General features: G+C 60.0%; 21 protein-coding genes. 1 reads left to right on the top strand and 20 read right to left on the bottom strand.

Translation table 11 applies throughout. From position 1 onward, the window contains the following. Positions 1 to 302 precede the first annotated feature (302 nt). On the top strand, positions 303 to 506 hold the full coding sequence (locus tag ACLRGI_RS16170) for a cold-shock protein (RefSeq protein ID WP_017199737.1): 204 nt from the start codon (positions 303 to 305) through the stop codon (positions 504 to 506). A gap of 180 nt (positions 507 to 686) precedes the next feature. Here ACLRGI_RS16170 and ACLRGI_RS16165 read toward each other — a convergent pair whose 3' ends face one another. The 20 genes from ACLRGI_RS16165 to rho all read right to left on the bottom strand — a co-directional run bounded on the left by ACLRGI_RS16165 (position 687) and on the right by rho (position 21,367). Further along, entirely contained in the window at positions 687 to 3,203 is a 2,517-nt protein-coding gene (locus ACLRGI_RS16165) for a bifunctional lysylphosphatidylglycerol flippase/synthetase MprF (RefSeq protein WP_419202615.1), read from the bottom strand. Next, entirely contained in the window at positions 3,185 to 4,483 is a 1,299-nt protein-coding gene (locus tag ACLRGI_RS16160; RefSeq protein WP_419202614.1) for an alpha/beta hydrolase, read from the bottom strand. The genes ACLRGI_RS16165 and ACLRGI_RS16160 overlap by 19 nt, the downstream gene beginning before the upstream one ends. A gap of 5 nt (positions 4,484 to 4,488) precedes the next feature. Continuing rightward, the gene (locus ACLRGI_RS16155; RefSeq protein WP_419202613.1) at positions 4,489 to 4,920 is read right to left on the bottom strand and encodes a DUF2550 domain-containing protein; all 432 of its coding nucleotides are present in this window, start codon (positions 4,918 to 4,920) and stop codon (positions 4,489 to 4,491) included. A 10-nt stretch (positions 4,921 to 4,930) separates the two neighbouring features. Beyond that, on the bottom strand, positions 4,931 to 5,215 hold the full coding sequence (locus tag ACLRGI_RS16150; RefSeq protein WP_014922172.1) for a F0F1 ATP synthase subunit epsilon: 285 nt from the start codon (positions 5,213 to 5,215) through the stop codon (positions 4,931 to 4,933). Between the two features lies 1 nt (position 5,216). Further along, a complete protein-coding gene (atpD, locus tag ACLRGI_RS16145; RefSeq protein ID WP_014922173.1) occupies positions 5,217 to 6,668 on the bottom strand; it encodes a F0F1 ATP synthase subunit beta in 1,452 nt (483 codons plus the stop codon). A gap of 84 nt (positions 6,669 to 6,752) precedes the next feature. Then, positions 6,753 to 7,643 (bottom strand): F0F1 ATP synthase subunit gamma, encoded by an 891-nt coding sequence (locus ACLRGI_RS16140; RefSeq protein ID WP_011775258.1) that lies wholly within the window; start codon positions 7,641 to 7,643, stop codon positions 6,753 to 6,755. Between the two features lie 76 nt (positions 7,644 to 7,719). Continuing rightward, complete coding sequence (atpA, locus tag ACLRGI_RS16135; RefSeq protein WP_026005655.1) at positions 7,720 to 9,357, bottom strand: F0F1 ATP synthase subunit alpha; 1,638 nt, start codon at positions 9,355 to 9,357, stop codon at positions 7,720 to 7,722. 85 nt (positions 9,358 to 9,442) lie between these two features. Beyond that, the gene (locus ACLRGI_RS16130) at positions 9,443 to 10,270 is read right to left on the bottom strand and encodes a F0F1 ATP synthase subunit delta (RefSeq protein ID WP_419202612.1); all 828 of its coding nucleotides are present in this window, start codon (positions 10,268 to 10,270) and stop codon (positions 9,443 to 9,445) included. Next, positions 10,270 to 10,827, bottom strand: a complete 558-nt coding sequence (locus ACLRGI_RS16125) for a F0F1 ATP synthase subunit B (RefSeq protein ID WP_419202611.1) — start codon at positions 10,825 to 10,827, stop codon at positions 10,270 to 10,272. The genes ACLRGI_RS16130 and ACLRGI_RS16125 overlap by 1 nt, the downstream gene beginning before the upstream one ends. 55 nt (positions 10,828 to 10,882) lie before the next feature. Beyond that, complete coding sequence (gene atpE / locus ACLRGI_RS16120; RefSeq protein ID WP_009356484.1) at positions 10,883 to 11,086, bottom strand: ATP synthase F0 subunit C; 204 nt, start codon at positions 11,084 to 11,086, stop codon at positions 10,883 to 10,885. Positions 11,087 to 11,163: 77 nt separating this feature from the next. Continuing rightward, complete coding sequence (gene atpB / locus ACLRGI_RS16115) at positions 11,164 to 11,964, bottom strand: F0F1 ATP synthase subunit A (RefSeq protein WP_419202610.1); 801 nt, start codon at positions 11,962 to 11,964, stop codon at positions 11,164 to 11,166. Between the two features lie 81 nt (positions 11,965 to 12,045). After that, positions 12,046 to 12,384 carry a hypothetical protein gene (locus ACLRGI_RS16110; RefSeq protein ID WP_419202609.1) on the bottom strand — a complete coding sequence of 113 codons (339 nt, stop codon included), beginning with the start codon at positions 12,382 to 12,384 and terminating at the stop codon, positions 12,046 to 12,048. After that, on the bottom strand, positions 12,371 to 12,862 hold the full coding sequence (locus tag ACLRGI_RS16105) for a Cg1360 family ATP-synthase-associated protein (protein WP_419202608.1): 492 nt from the start codon (positions 12,860 to 12,862) through the stop codon (positions 12,371 to 12,373). The genes ACLRGI_RS16110 and ACLRGI_RS16105 overlap by 14 nt, the downstream gene beginning before the upstream one ends. A gap of 119 nt (positions 12,863 to 12,981) precedes the next feature. Further along, positions 12,982 to 14,094 (bottom strand): MraY family glycosyltransferase, encoded by a 1,113-nt coding sequence (locus ACLRGI_RS16100; RefSeq protein ID WP_419202607.1) that lies wholly within the window; start codon positions 14,092 to 14,094, stop codon positions 12,982 to 12,984. A gap of 280 nt (positions 14,095 to 14,374) precedes the next feature. Continuing rightward, complete coding sequence (locus ACLRGI_RS16095) at positions 14,375 to 15,331, bottom strand: glycosyltransferase (protein WP_419202606.1); 957 nt, start codon at positions 15,329 to 15,331, stop codon at positions 14,375 to 14,377. Next, a complete protein-coding gene (locus ACLRGI_RS16090) occupies positions 15,332 to 16,117 on the bottom strand; it encodes a WecB/TagA/CpsF family glycosyltransferase (protein ID WP_419202605.1) in 786 nt (261 codons plus the stop codon). After that, entirely contained in the window at positions 16,114 to 16,911 is a 798-nt protein-coding gene (locus ACLRGI_RS16085; protein WP_419202604.1) for an L-threonylcarbamoyladenylate synthase, read from the bottom strand. The genes ACLRGI_RS16090 and ACLRGI_RS16085 overlap by 4 nt, the downstream gene beginning before the upstream one ends. Positions 16,912 to 16,923: 12 nt before the next feature. Next, positions 16,924 to 17,796: a peptide chain release factor N(5)-glutamine methyltransferase gene (gene prmC, locus ACLRGI_RS16080; protein ID WP_419202603.1), complete on the bottom strand. Its 873-nt coding sequence runs from the start codon at positions 17,794 to 17,796 to the stop codon at positions 16,924 to 16,926. 52 nt (positions 17,797 to 17,848) lie between these two features. Beyond that, positions 17,849 to 18,922, bottom strand: a complete 1,074-nt coding sequence (gene prfA, locus ACLRGI_RS16075) for a peptide chain release factor 1 (protein ID WP_014922181.1) — start codon at positions 18,920 to 18,922, stop codon at positions 17,849 to 17,851. Positions 18,923 to 19,207: 285 nt separating this feature from the next. Next, a complete protein-coding gene (gene rho / locus ACLRGI_RS16070) occupies positions 19,208 to 21,367 on the bottom strand; it encodes a transcription termination factor Rho (protein ID WP_419202602.1) in 2,160 nt (719 codons plus the stop codon). Between the last annotated feature and the right edge of the window lie 9 nt (positions 21,368 to 21,376).

Genomic DNA, 21,376 nt, shown 5'->3' with positions numbered 1-21,376 from the left:
ACTTTAGACACGCCGCACTAGTTGCCGGAAATGGGTCCGGTGAATTGCAGAAGCCAACGTTACCTTCTTTTTACCGAAAATTTTCCTGAATTGCCCTAAACACCGTTGACCTCCGGCAGACCTCATGAAAGTGTTGTAGCAGTCTTTGTGTAGGTGGTTTTCATGCTCGCAAGACCAGTTGCGAGCGTGAAGCTCCTGCGAATCAACCAAGCTCAGGCTTGTGCGGTATTCAGGTCTTCTCGCGGAGTAACAAACCCGGTACGAGGTGTATCGGACTGATGTTCCACAATGAGGAGAAATACATGGCACTGGGAACCGTCAAGTGGTTCAACGCTGAAAAGGGCTTCGGCTTCATCACCCCGGACGACGCGGATGGCGACGTCTTCGTTCACTACTCCGAGATCCAGACCGGCGGCTTCAAGACCCTCGATGAGAACCAGCGCGTTCAGTTCGAGATCGGTCAGGGAGCCAAGGGCCCCCAGGCAACCGGCGTTACGGTCGTCTAGTTCTACCCGTTGATCTCTGTCTTGTTGGAGATTAACAAACTACGTTGACCCTGGCTTTCGAGCCGGGGTCAACGTGTCTTAACGTGTTGAAATGCCAGGCGCAATAGAGGGCTTGTCGACAACGACTGTTACTAACCATGAAGAAATACCAAAGAGGTCCTTCGAATTGGCCTTGACTATTCAACCAACCAAGTTCCGAAGCAGCCGCGCAGAATGCCGGACGGACAATCCCGGAAGATAGGCCCTGCTGAGCGCGCGTCCTATTGCGGGAAGATGCAACGGGTCTTGGTAATACATGTACAACGTTCTGTACTCGGGCTTGAATCTCGACTTAAAGGACGCCAGCGACTTGAAACCGTAAACAGGTTCCAAGGCCTGCCCCACCACCTCCAGGAGTCCTGCCAAACCTTTGGCCCGCTGCTCGATTTCACTTTCCTCCCGGGCCAAGGGCGAACCGGACAAGGAAATCACCTCCACGGAATCCCGCAGGTGTAAAACGGCGGAAGCTATCAGGAACTCCATGACTCCCGGGAAGGCATGGCCTCGCCGCCGCATGAAGTCCAACGTCCAACTGACAATCACACCGTCCTCGTAGACGGGAAGCCAACTGGTGACACCATAAACGAATCCCGTCTCATCCACGGCAACGCAGCAGAGGACGTCGTCGTCATCCAACTCGTCCAGGCCGCCCATGGTGAATCCCATTTCCGGAATTTTTTTCTGGGCTGCCCACTCCTCGGAAACTTCACTCACCTGGGCACGCACCCCATGCGGGAGTGCGGAGTAGCGGCCCCACCTGGCCGTTATCCCCATTTTCGCGGCACGGTTGAGGGATGTTCGAACGTTCTGCCACTCCTTGCCCTTGAACTCCAGGCTTTTGATCCACAACCGGGTTTCCTGGGCAACCGATATCCGACGAAATCCCCGTGACCTCAGCATGGGCCAGAGCTCGTCCGTGCAGGAGTAGAGGCATGGCGTTAACGCATGTTGCGTGCAGTACTCCAGGAATCCTTCGGCGGTTGCTACGTGATGCTGCCGCGCTCCGAAAGGACCGCTTAGCGTCAGTGCAACATGGCCGTGCTGTTGGTAGGCCACTCCCCCGTTCCCCTCTTGTGTGAACCAGTACTTGTTCGGTTCCCAAAGGGCCATCCATGACAACGAATCTCCGCCCCGCTTTACCAAGGCACGTGCCCCTTGGCGCGCCTGACGGTCAAGACCGCCAGTGTGGTGTCCGCGGACCAGCAGTACCCACACGCCAAGCAGCGCAATAAGCCAAAACACTGTGCCGGAGTACGAGAAGAGAAACACCTCCGCTACATCCCGTTCGGCAAAAACCTTGCGGTAGACACCGGGAAGGGGAACGGGGAGATATTGCCGGGCTAGCTCGGCAACCAAACCCAGCATGCCGCCGTCGCGAACCAGTCCACCGGAAGCCATCCACACTGCGGTGTAGGCCAGGCTTAGCCCTCCCCCTGTCAGTCCAACCAGCCAGAATACCTTCCGGCGAAGATGATCAGAGGTCACCACCCGGAAATGGCCGCGATACGCGAAGAGGAGAAGCGCCAAAGCCAACGGAACCAGCACCAACGGAATGATATGAACAACAGCGGAATTGAGCATTCCCGCATGCGGGCGTCCAGTTGGCCTCGGCATACCGGCGAAGAGGCCAAGGTAGATCGTAGACAACACGACCACCACCAACTGCACTCCAATCGCAATCCCCAACGCCAGACGACGTCCCCGCCTCATCCCGTCGGCACATATGAGGAGCAAGAGAACCGGCACTACGGCCAAAGCCAAACCCAGAGGCCCGGCGTATCCTTGCCGGGCAATCTCGAGGCAAGCGACGTCTATGGTCCCGCCGCAGTTGCTCTCCAGTTGGCTGAGGGTTGGCAATGGGTTGAGAATGACGTCCCGCAACAGGGCCAAAGGCCCCGATGGACTCTTCGCTGCCGCGGTAACGATGGGACCCACGGCGAAAATGGCCATGGTCAGTGAAAGGAGGTTCCGGATTTCCTTGCTGGTTGACCGGTGAAGATGGAGATGGCCCTGGCTGCTTTGCATCCACCATCCGGCCAGCAAACCAATCAGCGCGCCAAGGAAGCCAACCACCGTCTCTGCGTGTCCCACATACAGCACCAAGAGCAAGGAAATGGAGAGAACCACCGTTCGCAGGCGTCGCTGCCACAACGTGGGCAGGAGCGCACTGGATGCCAAAGCAGTTGCAAGGACCGCGGCGTAGGGTCCGATCAGGCGGGTGTCAGCCATCTCGGCAAGCCACCCTTCATCGACGTACTGCGCCACTTGGGTCACCAGGAGAAAAGCCGACACGCAGCCGAACTGGCTGCCGAAGAACATTCCCGCGGTTTTAAGAGAGCCCAGTTTCCGTTCTGCCAGTCCCAGGAGGAACAGGATCATCAGCACGGCAGTGGCGTAGGCCAAAGGATTGGTGGTGAAGAACAGCGACGTCCAGATGGACCACCATTCCCCGGAGCGGAGTCCTTCCAGGGACACGCTGGCCACAGAGAGCCACGGTTCAGGTGGCCCTGTCAGGAAACTCGCTGAGACAAACGACAAGCCCACAAAAAGGGCAAGAACAAACAAAGTGAACGGCGTTGACCGAAGATGTCGACCTGCCTGCGCAACCGCTGGCTTCACCACACCTTGCAAGTTAAGGCTCAACGCGGCAACTCCCACCGGGCAGCCAGGAAGTCGAGCCCACCGGGCATTCCGCGTATCACGGCGTCCCAAGAGTGCCCGGCTTGCGGAATGGCATGTTCTTCCGTTTGGAAACCGGACTTTCGTGCCGCGTCAGCAAGCTCACGCATGTAGTCGGTGAACTCGCGATCAGCCTCGCCTGCGACCAAGTAAACTCCACTGCCGCCGAAGTCGCGCTGCTGCATCAACACCAGCGGTGTCTTGGATTCGAAAGCCTCAACGTCGCCGTCGAACGAGTCCGCAATGGTTTTGCTTCGATCCTTCGCAAGGGCGGGTTCCCTTTCAGCGGCGAAAGGCAGAATGGAGGCAAACACGTCAGGGTGGGAAGTTCCCATCTGCATGGCGCATGTGCCGCCGAAAGAGAATCCGCCAACAGCCCACAGCTTGTGATCCTTGGACACATCCAGTGTCTCGTTGATCCAGGCAGGCACGTCTTGCGAGAGATACGTGTCCACCGAGGCGATATTGCTGTCCATGCACATGGTGTTGGCGTTGGTTGATCCGTTGGGATCAACCACTACTGTGACAGGGGCAATCCCCCCATGCCTTTCAGCGAACTGGTCCAAGAGGCTACGGAGCTGGCCGCCGGTCAGCCAATCCGCAGGGCCGCCGGGTTGCCCGGCGAAGAGTACCAGCAGAGGCAGGGATGGACGCGAAGCAGTCTGATAGGCGGGCGGCAGGTAGATGTAAGCTTCCCGAGCACTAAAACCGGAAACCTTACCGGGAATATCGGCTCTGCGTAGGACGCCGTTTCGGGGCATGGAACCTGGGGCTTTCCATGCGGAAAGTGCCGGCCCTGGCTTTGCATTCGGGCTACGTTTGAGCCCCGCTTCGAGTGGCTGTATGCGCGCCACCGCAGTACCCAACAGGTCCGAAACCGTGTTGTTCAGCCCGAAGTAGAGGTTTATCTGGACCACGCATAAAAGCACAACACCAAGCATCGCCATCACGCTAAGGGAGCGTCCGCGCACGGAGTTTCGACGAAACCTCGCAGCGCAGAGAATGAGGGCTGCTACAGCCGGGACTGACCAAGCCAAAGTCTGGAACGGCAGGTTCTCCGAGAATGTGGACAGCAGGTCCACGAGGATCCAGTGAATCAGCGCCACTACACCTACGGCCAACAGAAGACTGCCCGGGACGAGCAGCAGCCAGGAACGTCGTCGACGCCATAGAAGGTAGGCGCCGCCGGCTGCACCGCAGGCAATGCTGAACCAAAGGAACGGCCCATCAACCAGGCTGACGTCCGAAAGAAAGTCCATGGCGCCTAACGCCAGGTTCCGACGCCGATGACAGGCCCTGCTTCGAGCCAGGATGACAAACCTGCGTAGGCGTCGAAATTCATGGCAAGCATGAACTTCTTACCTTCGTATTGGAGTTCAACCACAACCACGCCAGGCTGAATCCTGACCAGTTCATCCTCCGTGGGCTGGCGGCGGCCGAGCAATTCAAGGGAACTGCGCGTGAATTTATGCTTGGGGATGACGCTCAGGGACATCAGGCGGTACCACTCGAGCTCATTGTCCTGATAACGACAAACCCCCATCTGCCAGCTGTTTCCAGCCATGCAAATGGAGGCGTCGACCGTGCCCAGGGCGCGCCGCAGATTGAAGCGGCGCACCCCGAAAAGGCACAGTGAAATGATCAGCAACGTGAACGCTGTTGCCAAGGCGATGAACGGAATAAGGGAATCGTCCATCAAGGTCGTGCTATCGGATCCCCGCTGTAGCCGCTTCGCCCAATTTGGCGTTGTCAGCAACAATGACCACGCGATCGTTGTCGACGGAGAAGAATCCACCGTCAACAACTACTGCAATACGATCTCCGGAAACCGGCTGGATTGCCAGCTCGCCCGCGGCCATGATGGCCAGAAGGGGCGAGTGGCCCGGCAGGATTCCGATTTCACCATCGCTGGTGCGGGCCTTGACCATCTTGGCCGCACCGGACCACACGAAGTGGTCCGCCGCGACAATCTCAACCTCGAGCTCAGCCATACTACTTGGTCTGTTCCTGGATCTTGGCCCAGTTACGCTCGACGTCATCCAGACCGCCGACGTTGAAGAACGCCTGCTCTGCGATGTGGTCAAGCTCGCCGTCGCAGATGGCCGTGAAGCCCTCAACGGTGTCCTTGATGGACACGGTGGAGCCCTCGACGCCGGTGAACTGCTTGGCGGTGTAGGTGTTCTGGGAGAGGAACTGCTGGATACGGCGTGCACGCGACACGACGATCTTGTCCTCTTCCGAAAGTTCGTCAACACCGAGGATGGCGATGATGTCCTGGAGTTCCTTGTTCTTCTGCAGGATCTGCTTAACACGGACAGCCGTGTTGTAGTGATCCTTGCCGATGTACTGGGGATCCAGAATACGGGAGGTGGACGTCAGCGGGTCAACGGCCGGGTACAAACCACGGGAAGCGATTTCACGGGAAAGTTCCGTGGTCGCGTCGAGGTGTGCGAAGGTCGTTGCCGGAGCCGGGTCGGTGTAGTCATCAGCCGGCACGTAGATGGCCTGCATCGACGTGATGGAGTGACCCTTGGTGGAGGTGATGCGTTCCTGGAGCAGACCCATCTCGTCAGCAAGGTTAGGCTGGTAGCCCACAGCGGACGGCATACGGCCGAGCAGCGTGGAAACTTCCGAACCTGCCTGCGTGAAGCGGAAGATGTTGTCGATGAAGAGCAACACGTCCTGGTTCTGAACATCGCGGAAGTACTCCGCCATGGTCAGGGCAGACAGGGCCACGCGGAGACGCGTTCCCGGCGGCTCATCCATCTGGCCGAATACAAGGGCGGTGTCCTTAAGAACGCCTGCCTCTTCCATTTCAACCCAGAGGTCGTTACCTTCACGGGTACGCTCGCCAACACCGGCGAATACGGAAGTACCACCGAAGTTGCGGGCAACACGGGTGATCATTTCCTGGATCAGAACGGTCTTGCCAACGCCGGCGCCGCCGAACAGGCCGATCTTTCCACCCTTGATGTACGGGGTGAGAAGGTCGATGACCTTGATGCCGGTCTCGAGCATCTCCGTGGAGCCCTCGAGGGAAGCGAAGGACGGAGCCTTGCGGTGGATCGGCCAGTAAGCGTCAGCCTTGATCTCGGACTCTTCGACGTCCAGCGGCTTGCCGAGGACGTTGAAGATGTGGCCCTTGACGCCGTCGCCGACGGGCACGGAGATGGGAGCGCCGGAGTCCTGCACGGTGGTACCGCGGACCAGGCCGTCGGTTGCCTGCAGGGAGATGGCGCGAACGAGGTTGTCACCCAGGTGCTGGGAAGTCTCGAACGTGATGGTTTTCGTCTGGCCGTTGAGAGTGATCTCAGTGGTCAGAGCGTTGTAAATCGAGGGGATTGCGTCAGCCGGGAATTCGACGTCGACAACCGGGCCAATAACACGGGCAATGCGGCCGGTAGCACCGGCCGTAGCTACGTGTTCGGTAGCAGTGGCAGTCATCTCTCTCACTTCACTCAGTAGATGGCGTGGGTTTAAGTCTATCTGTTTGGTGCAGGTGCGGCTTCGAGCCGAATCCGTTGGAGGCTAGGACGCGAGGGCGTCTGCGCCGGCCACGATTTCGGAAAGTTCCTGCGTAATCTCGGCCTGGCGGGCCGTGTTGCGAAGGCGCGTGTACTTCTTGATCAAGTCGGTAGCGTTGTCACCGGCCGACTTCATAGCGCGCTGGCGGGCTGCGAGCTCGGAAGCTGCGGCCTGCAGCATGGCTGCGAAGATGCGGGACTCGATGTAACGGGGCAGCAGCGCGTCAAGCACCTGCTCTGTTTCCGGCTCAAACTCGTACAACGGCAACAGCTCGGATTCCGAGGCAGCTTCCTCTTCGACGACCTCCAACGGGAGCAAACGGATAACCGTCGGCTCCTGCGTCACCATGGACTTGAAGCGGGTGTAGACAACGTGAATCTCGTCCACGCCGCCCTCTTCGAAGTCAGTGGAGAAGTCTTCAAGAAGTGCAGCTCCGACCTCCTGCGCGGTTTCGAATTCCGGTGCGTCCGTGCCACCAGTCCATACGCGGGCGTAGGACCGGTTGCGGAAATCGAAGTACGCCTGTGCCTTACGGCCAACCAGGTACGCCTTGACTTCCTTGCCTTCTGCGTGAAGAAGCTCGGTGAGACCTTCAGCCTGCTTGAGCACGCTAGCGGAGTAGGATCCTGCAAGGCCGCGGTCCGAGGTAATGATCAGGACGGCGGCGCGGCGGATCTGCTCCGGCTCGGTGGTCAGCGGGTGGTCGATTTCGCTCTGAGTTGCGACAGCAGAAACGGCGCGGGTAATCGCGTTCGCGTAAGGCAGTGAAGCTGCTACGCGGGCGCGGGCCTTACCGATGCGCGAGGTAGCAATCAGTTCCATCGCCTTGAAGATCTTGCGCATCGACGTCGTCGAGCTGATCTTCTGACGGTAGACCCGAATCTGGGCTCCCATACTTATCCTTTCCTATGTTCCCGATGTGCTGTCCTGCCGGGGCCCTTGCGGACCCCGGCAGGACAGGTAATCGGAACTAGCGCTTCTGCTTGACGATCTTTTCCTGGTCGACGTCGCCGCCGGAGATCGCTGCGTGCTCTTCATGGCCGGCGCCAACCAAGTGGTTGTCGCCTTCGCCGAAGAAGCCCTTCTTGAAGGAAACAATTGCTTCCTTCAGGGCTGCAGCGGTGTCGTCATCCAGGACGTTGGTCTGCGCCAGCGTGGTCAGGATGGAGGACTGGTGCTTGAGGTGCTCCAGGAACTCGGACTCGAAGCGGCTGATGTCTTCAACCGGAACGTCGTCCAAGTAACCGTTAGTGCCGGCCCAGATGGAAACAACCTGGTTCTCAACCGGGAACGGTGAGTACTGGCCCTGCTTCAGCAGTTCCATCAGGCGTGCACCACGGGTCAGCTGCTGACGGGAAGCAGCATCCAAGTCAGAGGCGAACATAGCGAATGCCTGCATGTCGCGGTACTGAGCCAGATCCAGCTTCAAGGTACCGGAGACCTTCTTCATGGATTTGACCTGTGCAGCACCACCAACGCGGGAGACAGACACACCAACGTCAACAGCGGGACGCTGGTTGGCGTTGAAGAGGTCCGACTGAAGGAAGATCTGGCCATCAGTAATGGAGATCACGTTGGTCGGGATGTATGCAGAAACGTCGTTTGCCTTGGTCTCGACGATCGGAAGACCGGTCATCGAGCCTGCACCGAGCTCATCGGAGAGCTTGGCACAACGCTCCAGCAGACGGGAGTGCAAATAGAAGACGTCACCCGGGTATGCTTCACGTCCCGGTGGACGGCGCAGCAGCAGGGACACGGCGCGGTACGCTTCGGCCTGCTTGGACAGGTCATCGAAGATCACCAGAACGTGCTTGCCGCCGTACATCCAGTGCTGGCCAATGGCCGAACCTGCATACGGTGCCAAGTACTTGAAGCCTGCGGGGTCGGATGCCGGAGACGCCACGATGGTGGTGTACTCCAGTGCGCCGTGGTCCTCGAGGGTCTGGCGAACGGCTGCGATCGTGGAAGCCTTCTGGCCGACACCTACATAGACGCAACGAACCTGCTTGGTGACATCTCCCGAAGCCCAGTTGGCCTTCTGGTTGATGATGGTGTCCACGGCGATGGCAGTCTTGCCGGTCTGGCGGTCACCAATGATCAGCTGACGCTGGCCACGGCCGATCGGGATCATGGCGTCGATAGCCTTGAGGCCGGTCTGCATCGGTTCGTGAACGGACTTGCGTTCGGTAACGCCCGGAGCCTGAAGTTCCAGTGCACGGGTGGCTTCGGCCTTGATCTCGCCTAGGTCATCGATGGGCTGGCCCAGGGGGTCAACTACGCGACCCAGGAAGGCATCGCCAACCGGAACGGACAGGATCTCACCGGTACGATGAACCTCCTGGCCTTCTTCAATACCGGTGAAGTCACCGAGGATAATGACACCGATCTCGCGGACGTCAAGGTTCTGGGCCAGGCCCAGCGTGCCATCTTCGAAGCGAAGCAGCTCGTTCGCCATGACCGAGGGAAGACCCTCAACACGGGCGATGCCGTCACTTGCGGTGGTCACACGACCAACCTCTACGCGCTCTGCGTTACCGGGTTCGTAGGACGCCGCGAACTCGTTCAACGCATTACGGACGTCGTCGGCGTTGATGGTCAATTCGGCCATCTGCAGTCCCTGCTCTCCTGTTTTCGTGATCATCGTTGCTCACGATGACCGGGTTTTATATCAGTTAAGTTGTGCTTTGTCTTCGCTAGCCAGCGAGCTGGCGGCGGAGCTCGGACAGACGGGCGATGACCGAAGCGTCGAGCACTTCGTCACCCACCTGGACCCGTATTCCACCGATCAGTGCGGGATCAACATTGACGTTGACCTTCAGGTCGCGGCCGTACACGGCATCAAGCCCGGCCTGCAGACGGCTGGCCTGCGTTTCCGTCAACGGACGGGTAACGCTGACAGTTGCAATCCAGCGCTGCTGGCGCTTGGCTGCAAGCTTGGCGAATGACTCGACGAGCTTGCTCGGCTTGACACCGCGTGGCTGCGTAACTGCCTGGCGGATGAGAACCTTTGCTTCCTCGCTGCTGCCAGGAACAAGTTTCTCGGCCAGTGCAATCTTCGCCACAGGAGATGCCTGCGGTTCAGACAGAGCACGTTGTACTTCGTGGCTGGAGGCGACGGCCCGGTTGAAGGCAAACAGATCGTTTTCCAGCTCTTCCAGCCCCGTGATACCGGAGGCAGAAACGGCCGACTTGTTTTCAGCTACGGCAATGACAACCGTGGCGGCAAGCGTCTCGAGTGCATCGCCGATATCGCGGGCCGATGCCCAGCGCGAGCTGGCCAATCCGGCTGCAATCTCAGCAGCATCAGCGGAGACTTTTCCGCCAACCAGCTGCTTGACCAGCGCCGACTTCTCGTCACCGGAACGGGACGGGTCAGTCAGGGCGCGGCGCAAGCCAGCCGAGCTGTCCACCGTTCCCAGGATTCCGAAGAGGTCCTTAGCCAACTGCAGCGAGGCGAAGGGAAGCTTGGCTTCCAGCTGCGCCAGCGCTGTGGTCAGCGATTCGCTCGATATACCTGCCATTACTTAGCTGCACCTGCGCTCTGGGTCTCCAGATCTGCAAGGAAGCGGTCCACAACACGTGCGGCGCGCTGGTCGTCGGTGAGTGCTTCCCCAACAATGCGGCCGGCCAGTGTGGTAGCCAAAGTGCCAACCTCGGAACGAAGCGAGACAACAGCTGCCTGGCGCTCCGACTCGATGGCAGCGTGTGCCTGCTCAGTGATGCGTGCAGACTCTGCGGCAGCCTTTGCCTTCAGGTCCGCGAGGATCTGGGCGCCTTCGGCGCGTGCTTCTTCACGGATTCGGTTGGCTTCGGCACGGGCATCAGTGAGCTGCTGCTTGTACTCTTCGAGAGCAGCAGAAGCTTCTGCCTGTGCCGCTTCGGCCTTTGCAATGCCACCTTCGATTGCTTCGGCGCGCTCTGCGAAGGTCTTCTCGAACATCGGGACAACAAACTTGACCACGATGTACAGGAGGACCGCAAAGCCCACGAGGACTACACCCATTTCCCAGACGTTGGGAAGGAGCGGATTAGTCGCCGAAGCGCCTTCAGTGGCGGCTGAGATGATCAGCTGATTCATATTTCACCCGTCCTATCTACTCGGTTGCGGAATTCGCTTGTTCTGAATCCGAAGACTAGAGAACGAACGCGAAGACGAGACCGAGGATGGCGAGAGCTTCGGTCAGTGCCAGACCAAGGAACGCGATCGGCTGCAGCACACGCTGAGCTTCCGGCTGACGAGCAACACCGTTGATGTAAGCCGCGAACACGAGACCCACACCGATACCACCGCCGATTGCGGACAGACCGTAACCTACGAGGTTGAGATTGCCTTCCATTTTTTTCCTTTCAAGATGCCACCCATGTGGCAGGTTGTTTGGTTTACTTCAATCCCCACAAGGGGAAGTTTGGGAGCCTAGTGGCTGTCGGCGTGCAGCGCGCCTTCGATGTAGATCGCGGTCAACAGTGTGAACACGTAGGCCTGCAGGGCCATGATCAGCGCTTCGAGCATGTACATAGCTACGGCGCCTACCAGGACCAGGACCGAAGTGCCCTTCAAGAGGACGTTCTCCTGCATGACCAGGTACTCGATGCCGGAACCGGCAAGCATGACGATCAAGTGACCGGCGAGCATTGTTGCGAACAGACGGAGGCTGTGCGTGACCGGGCGGACCAGGAAATTGGAGATAATCTCGATCGGTACGACGATCGGGAGGATGTACCAAGGAACTCCCGACGGAACGGTTGCGAGCTTGAAGTACTTCAGGCCGTTCTTTTTGATACCGATAATGATCCACGTGAAGTACACGATGCCGGCCATGACATAGGCGCCGCCTACGTGCGAGAAGCTCGGCAGCTGGATCAGAGGAATGGCGCCGTAGATATTGTTCACCAAAATGAAAAAGAACAGGCTGAACAGCAGCGGGACGTACTTGATGAAGTCCTTGCCGCCGATGATGTCCTTGGCAATGCTGTTGCGGACGAAGCCGTAGGCCATCTCGCCTGCAAACTGCAACTTGCCGGGAACCAGTTGCTGCTTACGTGCAGCGAGGATGAAGAATGTAGAAATAATGACGACCGAAAGGATCACCAGCAACATCTGCTTGGAGAAGCCATCGTACGCACCCCAAGGCAGGATTGCCGGCATGTGCATATCGTCGATTCCGGGCGGGGTGAATGACCCCGAATCCTGGGCGGGGAGCGCAAGCGCGATCAACGCGTTTCCTCTCTGCTGTGTCCATCATTGGGCATTGGTTGGAATCCGGACGCATAGAACGCACCTGAATCCCTTGTGAAATTATTTGGCATTACTGTGCCCGTCCGTGGACGGACCACTGTCCGCGTTGCTCTCGCCAGAAGGATTGGAGCTTTGCTTGGTGAGGCCGTGCATATGGGAAAGATAGAACCCTCCTGCGGCTCCCAGCAGAGCGCCAAGGAGCACAATCCAGCGGGTCCCCCACAGATTATCCAGACCCCAGCCTATCAAACTCCAGACAATGATCCCGCCAATGATGTAACTGAAGACAGCAATGCCGGCGTTGTATCCGCCGTCGTTTCCTGCTTCGGCAGATTCATTGTGGTTGGCAGCTCGCTGAGCAGTGGCAGCCGGGCGTGAATAACGCTTACGCGGAGACATCCGGGCCACCCTTCGGCTCTGCGGGATCGTTGTAGATCTGGAGACGGGCCTTGCTGAAAGCGTAGATCTCTGCGGCCTGCCAGAAGACGACTGAAACAACCGCCCCAATGAGGAACCATCGACCATGGAGCCAGTCCGGCTTACCCAGCACAAACAGCACTACGGCGAATCCGATGACTTTGATGAAGTAAGTCGCAACAAAGAGTCCGATTGCGCCGGAAGGATTGTTCCGGCCTACGAAATGGCCAATCAGGAGACTGATGGCAAAGAAGAGCATGACCAGCATGGCGCCGAGAGCAGCTGAGAGTGCGCTCTGCCCGTCGGCCACGAGGGCCGCGATGACGCACGTGACGGCGGTGGCTGCAAGTGCAGCAACGACGCTGAAATAAAGCAGCCGGAGCCAGAGATTGGTTGTCGCACCGGAAACTCCAACACCACGTTTACCGGACGGGCGTCCGGTTTCGGCGTTGGATGTCATGGGGATACCAATCCTCGTGGCACAGGTGCCATATTCTCAAAGTGGGGTTACGGGCGAGTGACTGTCCGCAGAAAGAATTCTACATGAGATAGAACTGTGACCATAACCGGCCGTCACAACTACTCCCCCGGCCGTGTCGAGTTCCGGGTGAAGTAAGGCCATGCCGTCACCGCGGCCATGACGAGCGCTGCAGCTATGACCACGATGAGCACGATTTGCCATGGGAACACGGCGAAGGCGACGCCGCCGAAGGCAAGAATGCACGTCCACACATAGAGCATGACGACGGCGCTGCGGTGCGAGTATCCAAGGTCCACCAGCTTGTGGTGGAGGTGCCCGCGGTCCGCCGACCAAGGCGATTGGCCCCTGGCTGTCCTGCGGACAACGGCCATTCCCAAATCAAGAAGGGGAAGGGACAACACCGCGAAAGGCAGCAAAATCGGAACGATCGTCGGGATACCGTTAGCCCGGTCGTAGAGGCCGGAGCCGATCTGCCCCGTGGCCACCACACCAGCCGAGGCCATGAGCAAACCAATCAACATGGCTCCCGAGTCGCCCATGAAGATCTTGGCCGGGAACCAGTTGTGGGGCAAAAAGCCGATGCAGCTGCCCACGAGGATGGCCATCAGGAGTGTCGCGAGGTCTGAGTTGTCAGTGGACGGATTGTTCCGGTGAACCCAATACGCGGTGAGGAAGAACGCTCCTCCGCCAATGATGGCGACTCCGGCAGCCAAACCGTCCAGTCCGTCGATGAAATTGACGGCATTCATGGTGGTGACGATCAGCCCGGCGGTAAGCACAATCTGCACGATTTCGGACTCGAGGAAGATCGGTTCCGGTATGAAAGGCACCACGGACATCCGCACGCCCCAGATAGCCACGATGAAGGCAGCCGCGGCCTGCCCCAGGAGCTTGATCCACCAACGGATATCCAGGATGTCGTCCGCTACGCCCACCGCGACTATCACTACGGCACCAGCCAGGATCCCCCAGGGGGCATCGTTGTGCCTGAAGATGTCCTTGACGAAGAAAGAATTGCTGGCAACCACCAGCGCGGCGAAGAAGCCAACGAAGATGCCCAGTCCCCCAAGCTTGGAGATCAGGACTGAATGCATGTCCCGGCTTCGAATGGGTTGGTACAACCGCAGCTTGTTTCCCAGCACACGGGCGCCCCATGTCCCTGCGTACGCTACAACGGCCGCCGTGAGGGCCATCAGCAGATACATGATCATGACGCGGCCCCGGACATCGGCCCGCACACAAAGCGGGAGGAATCGACCATCGAATGCAACCGGCGGTTTTGATTGCCGTCTGGTGGTGGGCAGCTCAAGGTGTGGAATTCTGTCTTTGGATAAATGGAACTACTCCGTCGCCATGCCTGCACCGGCTGTGCCGAATGTTGCGGGATTTCTGTGGACTCTAGTCACGATACTAATGCCAACGGCCGTGACCACCCTGTGACGCAGCCGCCAAGCCCCGGCGTGTTTGGCTGGGGTTCAAGCTGCGTAACTGCTACCTGACTGGCTCCTGGACGTTACGCAGTGCGTAGATCCCATCGAGGACCTGGGCGTTGGAGCGCGGGGCTTTGAGACTGTGGCGCAGCCCTTTTAAGAGCCCGGCCAAGAGCACCTTGCGGTTCGGGGAGGCGGCGATGGTGCGCGTCCAGTTCCGCAGTGACGCGCCGGTGAACAGGACCTTTTCCCAGGGCGCCAAGGCGTTTGAGCGGGTATATACCCAAAGCTTGTTCCGCACTTCGTAGTAGAAGCGCGGGCCCGGGTCCGCTCCCGCATCACCGAAGACCTTCGTGTGGTGGTTGGCCACCGACGCATTGGTGGTCAAGGCGGTCCCGCGGCGGGAGATCCTGGCGGTGTACTCGAGATCGTCGTTCCAGATGAAGTAGTCCGCGATCGGCAGGCCGTGTCGCTTGATCTCTTCAGCCCGAATCAGCACTGACACGAAAGAAGCACTGCGGATCTGAGTGGCGCCCACCCGGGCAGCAGCGCTTCGCTCGTTCTCGCTTGCTCCCATCCGAGGCCGCATGCGGTTCATGGGGTGGTCGCGGCCATCAGTCCACACAACACGGCTTGCGATGAAGGCCGGAGCCTCCCCTGTTTCCTGTTGGTAGGACCCGGAGACGTCCAAAGCTTCGCGGAGAGCATTCGGCTGCGGTTCCGTATCGTCATCCATGATCCACACGTGATCCGCGCCGTGGTCCAGTACGGCCCGTTCCATGCCCACAACGAACCCGCCGGCACCGCCCACGTTGGTGTTCAGTGTGACCACATCAGTGGTCACCGGACTCCGATACTGTTGGAGGAATTCTGCGGTTCCGTCCGTGGATGCGTTGTCCACGATGACCACGGCGTCGGGGACCTGAGTACCTGCAGCAATGCCCTCCAGGGTGGTCTGGAGGAGTTCACGCCGGTTATAGGTCACTACCACAGCGACCACGACAGGGTGGGACGTCATTTATTTGCCTTTGGTCTTGGATGGTTGGAAACGGCGCCGGATGAGCAGGCCTGCCAGCTTCCAAGGTTCAACGAAAACTCTGTAGGCCACGCGGCCGGGATGAAGAACCAGCCGCCAGGCCCATTCGAGTCCCAGGCGTCCGAGCCAACGTGGCGCCAGTTTCTGGATGCCTGCAACCTGTTCAATGGCACCACCTACAGCGCAATATAGAGCTGGCGGCAAATCTGCGAGTCTCCGGTGAAGGACCTTTTCCTGAAGCGGCATCCCGAGGCCAATCAGGACCAATTGCGGCCGGAAATCCGTCAGCCAGTTCACCACCGCGTCCTCCAGTGCGCTGTCCCAATCCTCCCCGGGCATCCCGTCCACCGTTGCACCAGGAATGATGGAGCGCAGACGGGCGACCGCCTTGGTGTTGGCGGCCCGTCCGGCGCCGACCACGGCGACACGCTCCAAGCCATGCACCCTTCCCAGTTCCGGAATCCAATCCATGGAACCGAGCCGGTACGCCATGGTTCCCTGGCCCAAGGACTGGAATTGGCCTTTGTGGGCTAGTCCCCAAAGCATGGCAACGGGAGCACCATCCAGGAGGATGATCGAGCTGTCCTCGTACAATGAGCGGACATCCGCGCGCGAATGGAACAACGTGACGCTATGAAGGTTATGGCCGAGCACCGTGGCGCTTGTTCCCGCCGCAATGAGCATGCCCATTGCCTCAGTAAGCTCATTGACGCGCATCGGAGTGGCGTCCACGTCAAGGACGGGGACGCGCTGGCGCTCCGGAATCATTCGGACTTGGCTTCGCTTGGAGCCTCTGTCTTCACCGTGGCTTGGCCTTGGGTTGAATCTTCGACGGCGGCGGGCTCTACTGTAGGCTCCTCTGGTGTCGCTTCTTCCACAGAAGGAGCTTCCGCAGGAATGTTCTCTCCAATGCCCAGAATCGATGGAACGACCTCGCGAAGTCGTTCGAGTTCGATAGCTCCTTGGCGCACGACCCGGAACGGGGTGGACGTGGCGTCAACAATCGTGGAGGGCAGGGCAGCGGTCCCCTTGACCGGACGGAAGCCGCCTTCAAGGTAGACCTCTACGGACTCTGCCAGTTGGACTCGGGCTTCCGCGGCCGTCTGCGCTGCTTCCTGGCCAGTCCGGTTAGCGGATGAAACCGCCAGGGGACCTGTCAGCCCCAGGAGATCCAAGGCAATTTGGTCATCGGGCATCCTGAGGGCAACAGTGCCCTTGGTCTCGCCGAGGTCCCAGTCCAAGGAAGGCTGCGCGTGCAGGATCAGGGTCAGACCACCCGGCCAGAATGCCTGAGCCAGCGCCCGGGCGTCGGCCGGTACATCTGTGGCCAGCCCATCCAGGGCGTTGACCCGGGGAATCAGGACAGGAGGAGGCATCTGCCGGCTGCGCCCCTTGGAGGCAAGCAGCATGGTCACGGCCAAAGGCGAAAAGGCATCAGCGGCGATGCCGTAGACGGTGTCCGTTGGCAGCACGATGCACTTCTTTTCGCTGATGGCCCGCTGGGCATGCCGAAGCCCTTCAGTTCGCTGGTCATCGGAAGTGCAGTTATAGGTTGTGGTCACAGCGCTATTCTTTCACTCATCGGGAGACGGGCTGGCCAGGACAGCGCTGGTGGCACGTTCCTTGCCGTTCAGGTCACAGTGCGTGGCGACGTCTTTCCAACGTCCGGTCCGTTGCAGCATTCCGGCAATCCACGAGGCTTGGACTTCGGCGTGCTCCATCACGAAGTATCCACCGGGCTTGAGGAGGCGTGCCGCCGAGGCCGCCGCCGCCGTCGGAAGTTCCATTCCGTCTGCTCCCCCACCGTACAGCGCCTCAGGCGGATCATGGAGGGCAACTTCCGGCTCTGTGGGGATCGCCTCGGCCGGGATGTATGGAGGATTGGACACGACGGCGTCGAAGGTTCCGTTGTGCTCGGGGAGGGCATCCCGCAGGTCGCCTTCGATGAGTATGACGCCTAGCGGTTCGAGGTTTCTGGCAGCCCAGGCATGCGCAAACGTACTGTATTCGACGGCATGAACTTCAGCACCTGGAACCTCGTGGGCGATAGAGCCGGCAATTGCGCCGGATCCCGTGCCGAGGTCCACCACCTTGGGTTTCGTCATTCCTGCAATGTGATCGATGACCAACTGCACTACCGATTCCGTCTCAGGACGCGGTATGAAAACACCCGGTCCCACCCGCAACGCCAGGTATCGGAAATATGCGACGCCGGTGATGTGCTGAAGCGGGACGCGTCCAGCGCGTTCCTCTACCAATTCCCGGTACCCCTCAGGAGCGGGAGTGTCGCCGAGCAACATGGCGCGAAGACGGCCTAGGCCGACACCGAGCAAATGTTCGGCGAGTAATTCGGCGTCGATCCGCGGGCTGGGCACACCGGCGTCGGCTAAGACGGCGGTAGCCTCGCGAACAGCGTCCGCGAGGCTCTGGCCTTGGTGAAACGTCATGGATGAACTCTGCTTGGTTGTTGTCCGGCAGCTTGGTTGTTGTCCGGCGGCGTTATTCGCCGATGGCATCCAGGCGTGCCTGCTCGTCAGCTTCAATGGCCGACTGGATCACGGGCTCAAGGTCGCCGTTCATGACGGCATCAAGATTGTAGGCCTTGTAGCCGGTGCGGTGGTCCGCAATACGGTTTTCCGGGAAGTTGTAAGTGCGGATGCGCTCCGAACGGTCCATGGTGCGGATCTGCGACTTGCGCTGTTCGGAGTTGGCGGCATCGATCTGTTCCTGCTGGTGAGCCAAGAGGCGGGCGCGGAGAACGCGCATGCCGGCTTCGCGGTTCTGCAACTGCGACTTTTCGTTCTGCATGGCCACCACGATGCCCGTAGGCAGGTGGGTAATACGGACAGCGGAGTCCGTGGTGTTCACGGATTGTCCACCCGGGCCCGATGAACGGTAAACGTCGATCTTGAGGTCGTTTTGGTTGATCTCAAGTTCTTCGGGCTCATCAACTTCGGGGAGCACCAAAACTCCGGCGGCTGACGTGTGGATGCGGCCCTGGGACTCAGTCACGGGGACCCGCTGGACGCGGTGCACGCCGCCTTCAAACTTCAATCGGGCAAAGACACCTTGGGCGGGGTCATTGGAATTGCCCTTGATGGCAACCGCGACGTCCTTGTATCCACCAAGATCGGATTCGGTAGCGGAGATCATTTCGGTCTTCCAGCCCCGCGACTCGGCGTAACGCATGTACATCCGCAGAAGGTCGCCGGCGAACAATGCAGCTTCGTCGCCACCTTCGCCGCCCTTGACTTCAAGGATCACGTTGCGGGCATCATCTGGATCACGAGGGATCAACAAACGGCGCAGCCGCTCCTGTGCCGCAGGAATCTGTTCCTCCAACTGCACAACTTCTGCAGCGAATTCGGGATCTTCATCTGCCATCTCTTTGGCAGCTTCCAAATCATCATTAAGCCCGCGCCATTTGTTGTACGCCTCCACAATGCCCTGAAGCTGAGCAGACCGGCGTCCCAACTTCCTGGCAGCAGACTGATCGGCATAAACGGCAGGATCACTCAACTGCGCCTGAATAGCAGCGTGCTCATCCAGCAATCCCTGTACGGACTCAAACATTTTCAAACCTCTTTCGACTCGTATCCAAGTCTAATTTGCGCCAACGATTCCGTAGGCCGCACGAATTCCCGCGCCGGGGAGGTGACGGCTGGACGCAAAGGTGACGAGTCCGCCGTCGGGTAATTTTGCCGGCCCGCGACAGGCGAGCCGAAAACGGAACGAGCCGCTGATTCTGCTGCCCCGGGAGTGGCTTCGGGCCTACCGGAGCGTGGTGGCCACGTCCGTAAGGACCTGGCCACCACGCGTAGGGGCGGGGGCAGCAGAATCAGCGGCTCAGTAAAGCAGCTATTTGTCGTTGTCGGACTTCGCTCCGAGCGTCGTCTTCTGAACCTGCATGAGGAACTCGACGTTGCTCTGCGTCTCCCGGATCTTGTTGGTCAGCAGCTCAAGGCTCTGCTGCTGCTCCAAGCCGGAAAGGACGCGGCGCAGCTTCCACATGATCTTGACTTCTTCAGGCGAAAGCAGGTTCTCTTCGCGGCGCGTACCGGATGCGTTGACGTCCACGGCCGGGAAGATGCGCTTGTCTGCCAGCTGGCGGGACAGGCGGAGCTCCATGTTGCCGGTGCCCTTGAACTCTTCGAAGATGACTTCGTCCATCTTGGAACCGGTCTCTACGAGGGCGGTTGCAAGAATGGTCAGCGAGCCACCGTTTTCGATGTTGCGGGCTGCACCGAAGAACCGCTTGGGCGGGTACAGAGCTGCGGAGTCCACACCACCGGACAGGATGCGGCCGGAGGCCGGTGCTGCCAGGTTGTAAGCACGGCCCAGACGGGTCATGGAGTCCAGGAGGACCACCACGTCCATGCCCATTTCCACGAGGCGCTTGGCGCGTTCGATGGAGAGCTCGGCAACCGTGGTGTGGTCATCGGCGGGACGATCGAAGGTGGAGGCAATAACCTCACCCTTGACGGTGCGCTGCATGTCCGTGACTTCTTCGGGACGTTCGTCAACCAGCACCATCATCAGGTGAACCTCAGGGTTGTTGGTGGTGATTGCGTTCGCGATGGACTGCAGGATGAGCGTCTTACCGGCCTTCGGCGGGGAGACGATCAGGCCACGCTGGCCCTTGCCGATCGGGGCCACGAGGTCGATGACACGCGGGCCGATCTTCTTGGGGTCCGTCTCAAGGCGCAGGCGCTCCGACGGGTACAGCGGCACAAGCTTGGCGAACTCGACGCGATCCTTGAGTTCTTCCGGCGTCTTGCCGTTTACGGAGGTCACGCGGACGAGCGCGTTGAACTTCTGGCGGGCAGACTGCTGGCTGCGATCTTCACCGTCACGCGGTGCACGGATGGCCCCGACGACGGCGTCGCCCTTGCGGAGGTTGTACTTCTTGACCTGTGCCAGGGAAACGTAGACATCGTTTGCACCCGGCAGGTATCCGGAGGTCCGGATGAACGCGTAGTTCTCCAGAACGTCCAGGATGCCGGCTACAGGAAGGAGGACGTCATCCTCGGTGACCTCGACGTCGTCGACGTCCGGTCCTTGGGCGCGGCCACGGCGACGCTCATTGCGGTCGCGGAAACGGTCGCTGCGCGTGTTGCCATCACGGCCGTCCTGCCCGCCACGACGGTCGCTCCGGTCGTTCTGCTCGTTGCGGTCACGACGGTTGCGGCGGTTCCGGCGGTTGCCGGTGTCTTCAGCGTCGTTGTTGTCTTCACGGCGTCCGCGGGTGTTGTCGCGGCGTTCGCGCTGGTCGCCCGAATCGGTCTGCTCACGCTGCTCGGTGCGGTCTGCACGCTGCTCACGCTGTTCCGTGCGGTCAGCACGCTGCTCACGCTGCTCCGTGCGGTCAGCACGCTGCTCACGCTGCTCCGTGCGGTCAGCACGCTGCTCACGCTGCTCGGTGCGGTCTGCACGCTGTTCGGCTGCCGGTGCTTCTGCTGCTTCGGCAGGGGCCGTAGCTGCTTCGCCACGACGGCGGTTGCGTGTGCGGGGTTGACGACGTTCTGTAGCGGCTTCGCCGGTCTCGCCGGCTACCGGACCTTCAACAACCGGCGCGGCTTCAGTCTCGGCAGGCGCGGCAGCGGCTTCAACGGCTGCTACTACTCCATCGCTGGTGGCGCGACGGCTGCGGCCACGACCACGGCCTCGGGGCGCTTCCTGGGCCGGGGCCTCGGCAGCTGCATCAGCAGGTGCGCTGCTTTCAGGGGCGGCCTTCGGCTCTGCAGCCCGCGACTCCTTGGCCGCAGTTGCTTTTGCCGTTGTGGCCTTGACCGGCGCCTTGGCTGTGGAGGTGCCCGCACGGTGGGCGGAAATGGCTGTCACCAAGTCCCCCTTACGCATACGGGATCCCCCGGAGATGCCCAGCTGGCTCGCAAGAGCCTGAAGCTGGGCGAGCTTAAGGCCTGCTAGGCCGCTGCTCTTGGTGGTTGCTGCAGTTGACGAATCAGCAGCAGAAGATGTTGTGTCCACAGCTGAAGCCAGCTCAGTGGTTTCTGTCACGAAGGATCC

This window comes from Paenarthrobacter sp. PPS72 (assembly GCF_048537125.1).
GTDB lineage: Bacteria > Actinomycetota > Actinomycetes > Actinomycetales > Micrococcaceae > Arthrobacter > Arthrobacter nitroguajacolicus_E.
Note: the sequence above shows the minus strand (reverse complement) of the source record. Positions and strands in the feature narration are given on the sequence as shown.

What these genes read in the sequence shown, in the direction of transcription:
- ACLRGI_RS16160 (WP_419202614.1), bottom strand. Translation starts at nt 4,483, where the DNA reads ATGGACTTTCTTTCGGACGTCAGCCTGGTTGATGGGCCGTTCCTTTGG.
- ACLRGI_RS16105 (WP_419202608.1), bottom strand. Translation starts at nt 12,862, where the DNA reads ATGACATCCAACGCCGAAACCGGACGCCCGTCCGGTAAACGTGGTGTT.
- ACLRGI_RS16110 (WP_419202609.1), bottom strand. Translation starts at nt 12,384, where the DNA reads ATGTCTCCGCGTAAGCGTTATTCACGCCCGGCTGCCACTGCTCAGCGA.
- prfA (WP_014922181.1), bottom strand. Translation starts at nt 18,922, where the DNA reads ATGTTTGAGTCCGTACAGGGATTGCTGGATGAGCACGCTGCTATTCAG.
- atpA (WP_026005655.1), bottom strand. Translation starts at nt 9,357, where the DNA reads ATGGCCGAATTGACCATCAACGCCGACGACGTCCGTAATGCGTTGAAC.
- atpD (WP_014922173.1), bottom strand. Translation starts at nt 6,668, where the DNA reads ATGACTGCCACTGCTACCGAACACGTAGCTACGGCCGGTGCTACCGGC.
- ACLRGI_RS16140 (WP_011775258.1), bottom strand. Translation starts at nt 7,643, where the DNA reads ATGGGAGCCCAGATTCGGGTCTACCGTCAGAAGATCAGCTCGACGACG.
- ACLRGI_RS16155 (WP_419202613.1), bottom strand. Translation starts at nt 4,920, where the DNA reads ATGGACGATTCCCTTATTCCGTTCATCGCCTTGGCAACAGCGTTCACG.
- ACLRGI_RS16125 (WP_419202611.1), bottom strand. Translation starts at nt 10,827, where the DNA reads ATGAATCAGCTGATCATCTCAGCCGCCACTGAAGGCGCTTCGGCGACT.
- prmC (WP_419202603.1), bottom strand. Translation starts at nt 17,796, where the DNA reads ATGACGTTTCACCAAGGCCAGAGCCTCGCGGACGCTGTTCGCGAGGCT.
- ACLRGI_RS16090 (WP_419202605.1), bottom strand. Translation starts at nt 16,117, where the DNA reads ATGATTCCGGAGCGCCAGCGCGTCCCCGTCCTTGACGTGGACGCCACT.
- ACLRGI_RS16100 (WP_419202607.1), bottom strand. Translation starts at nt 14,094, where the DNA reads ATGATCATGTATCTGCTGATGGCCCTCACGGCGGCCGTTGTAGCGTAC.
- atpE (WP_009356484.1), bottom strand. Translation starts at nt 11,086, where the DNA reads ATGGAAGGCAATCTCAACCTCGTAGGTTACGGTCTGTCCGCAATCGGC.
- ACLRGI_RS16095 (WP_419202606.1), bottom strand. Translation starts at nt 15,331, where the DNA reads ATGACGTCCCACCCTGTCGTGGTCGCTGTGGTAGTGACCTATAACCGG.
- ACLRGI_RS16170 (WP_017199737.1), top strand. Translation starts at nt 303, where the DNA reads ATGGCACTGGGAACCGTCAAGTGGTTCAACGCTGAAAAGGGCTTCGGC.
- ACLRGI_RS16150 (WP_014922172.1), bottom strand. Translation starts at nt 5,215, where the DNA reads ATGGCTGAGCTCGAGGTTGAGATTGTCGCGGCGGACCACTTCGTGTGG.
- ACLRGI_RS16130 (WP_419202612.1), bottom strand. Translation starts at nt 10,270, where the DNA reads ATGGCAGGTATATCGAGCGAATCGCTGACCACAGCGCTGGCGCAGCTG.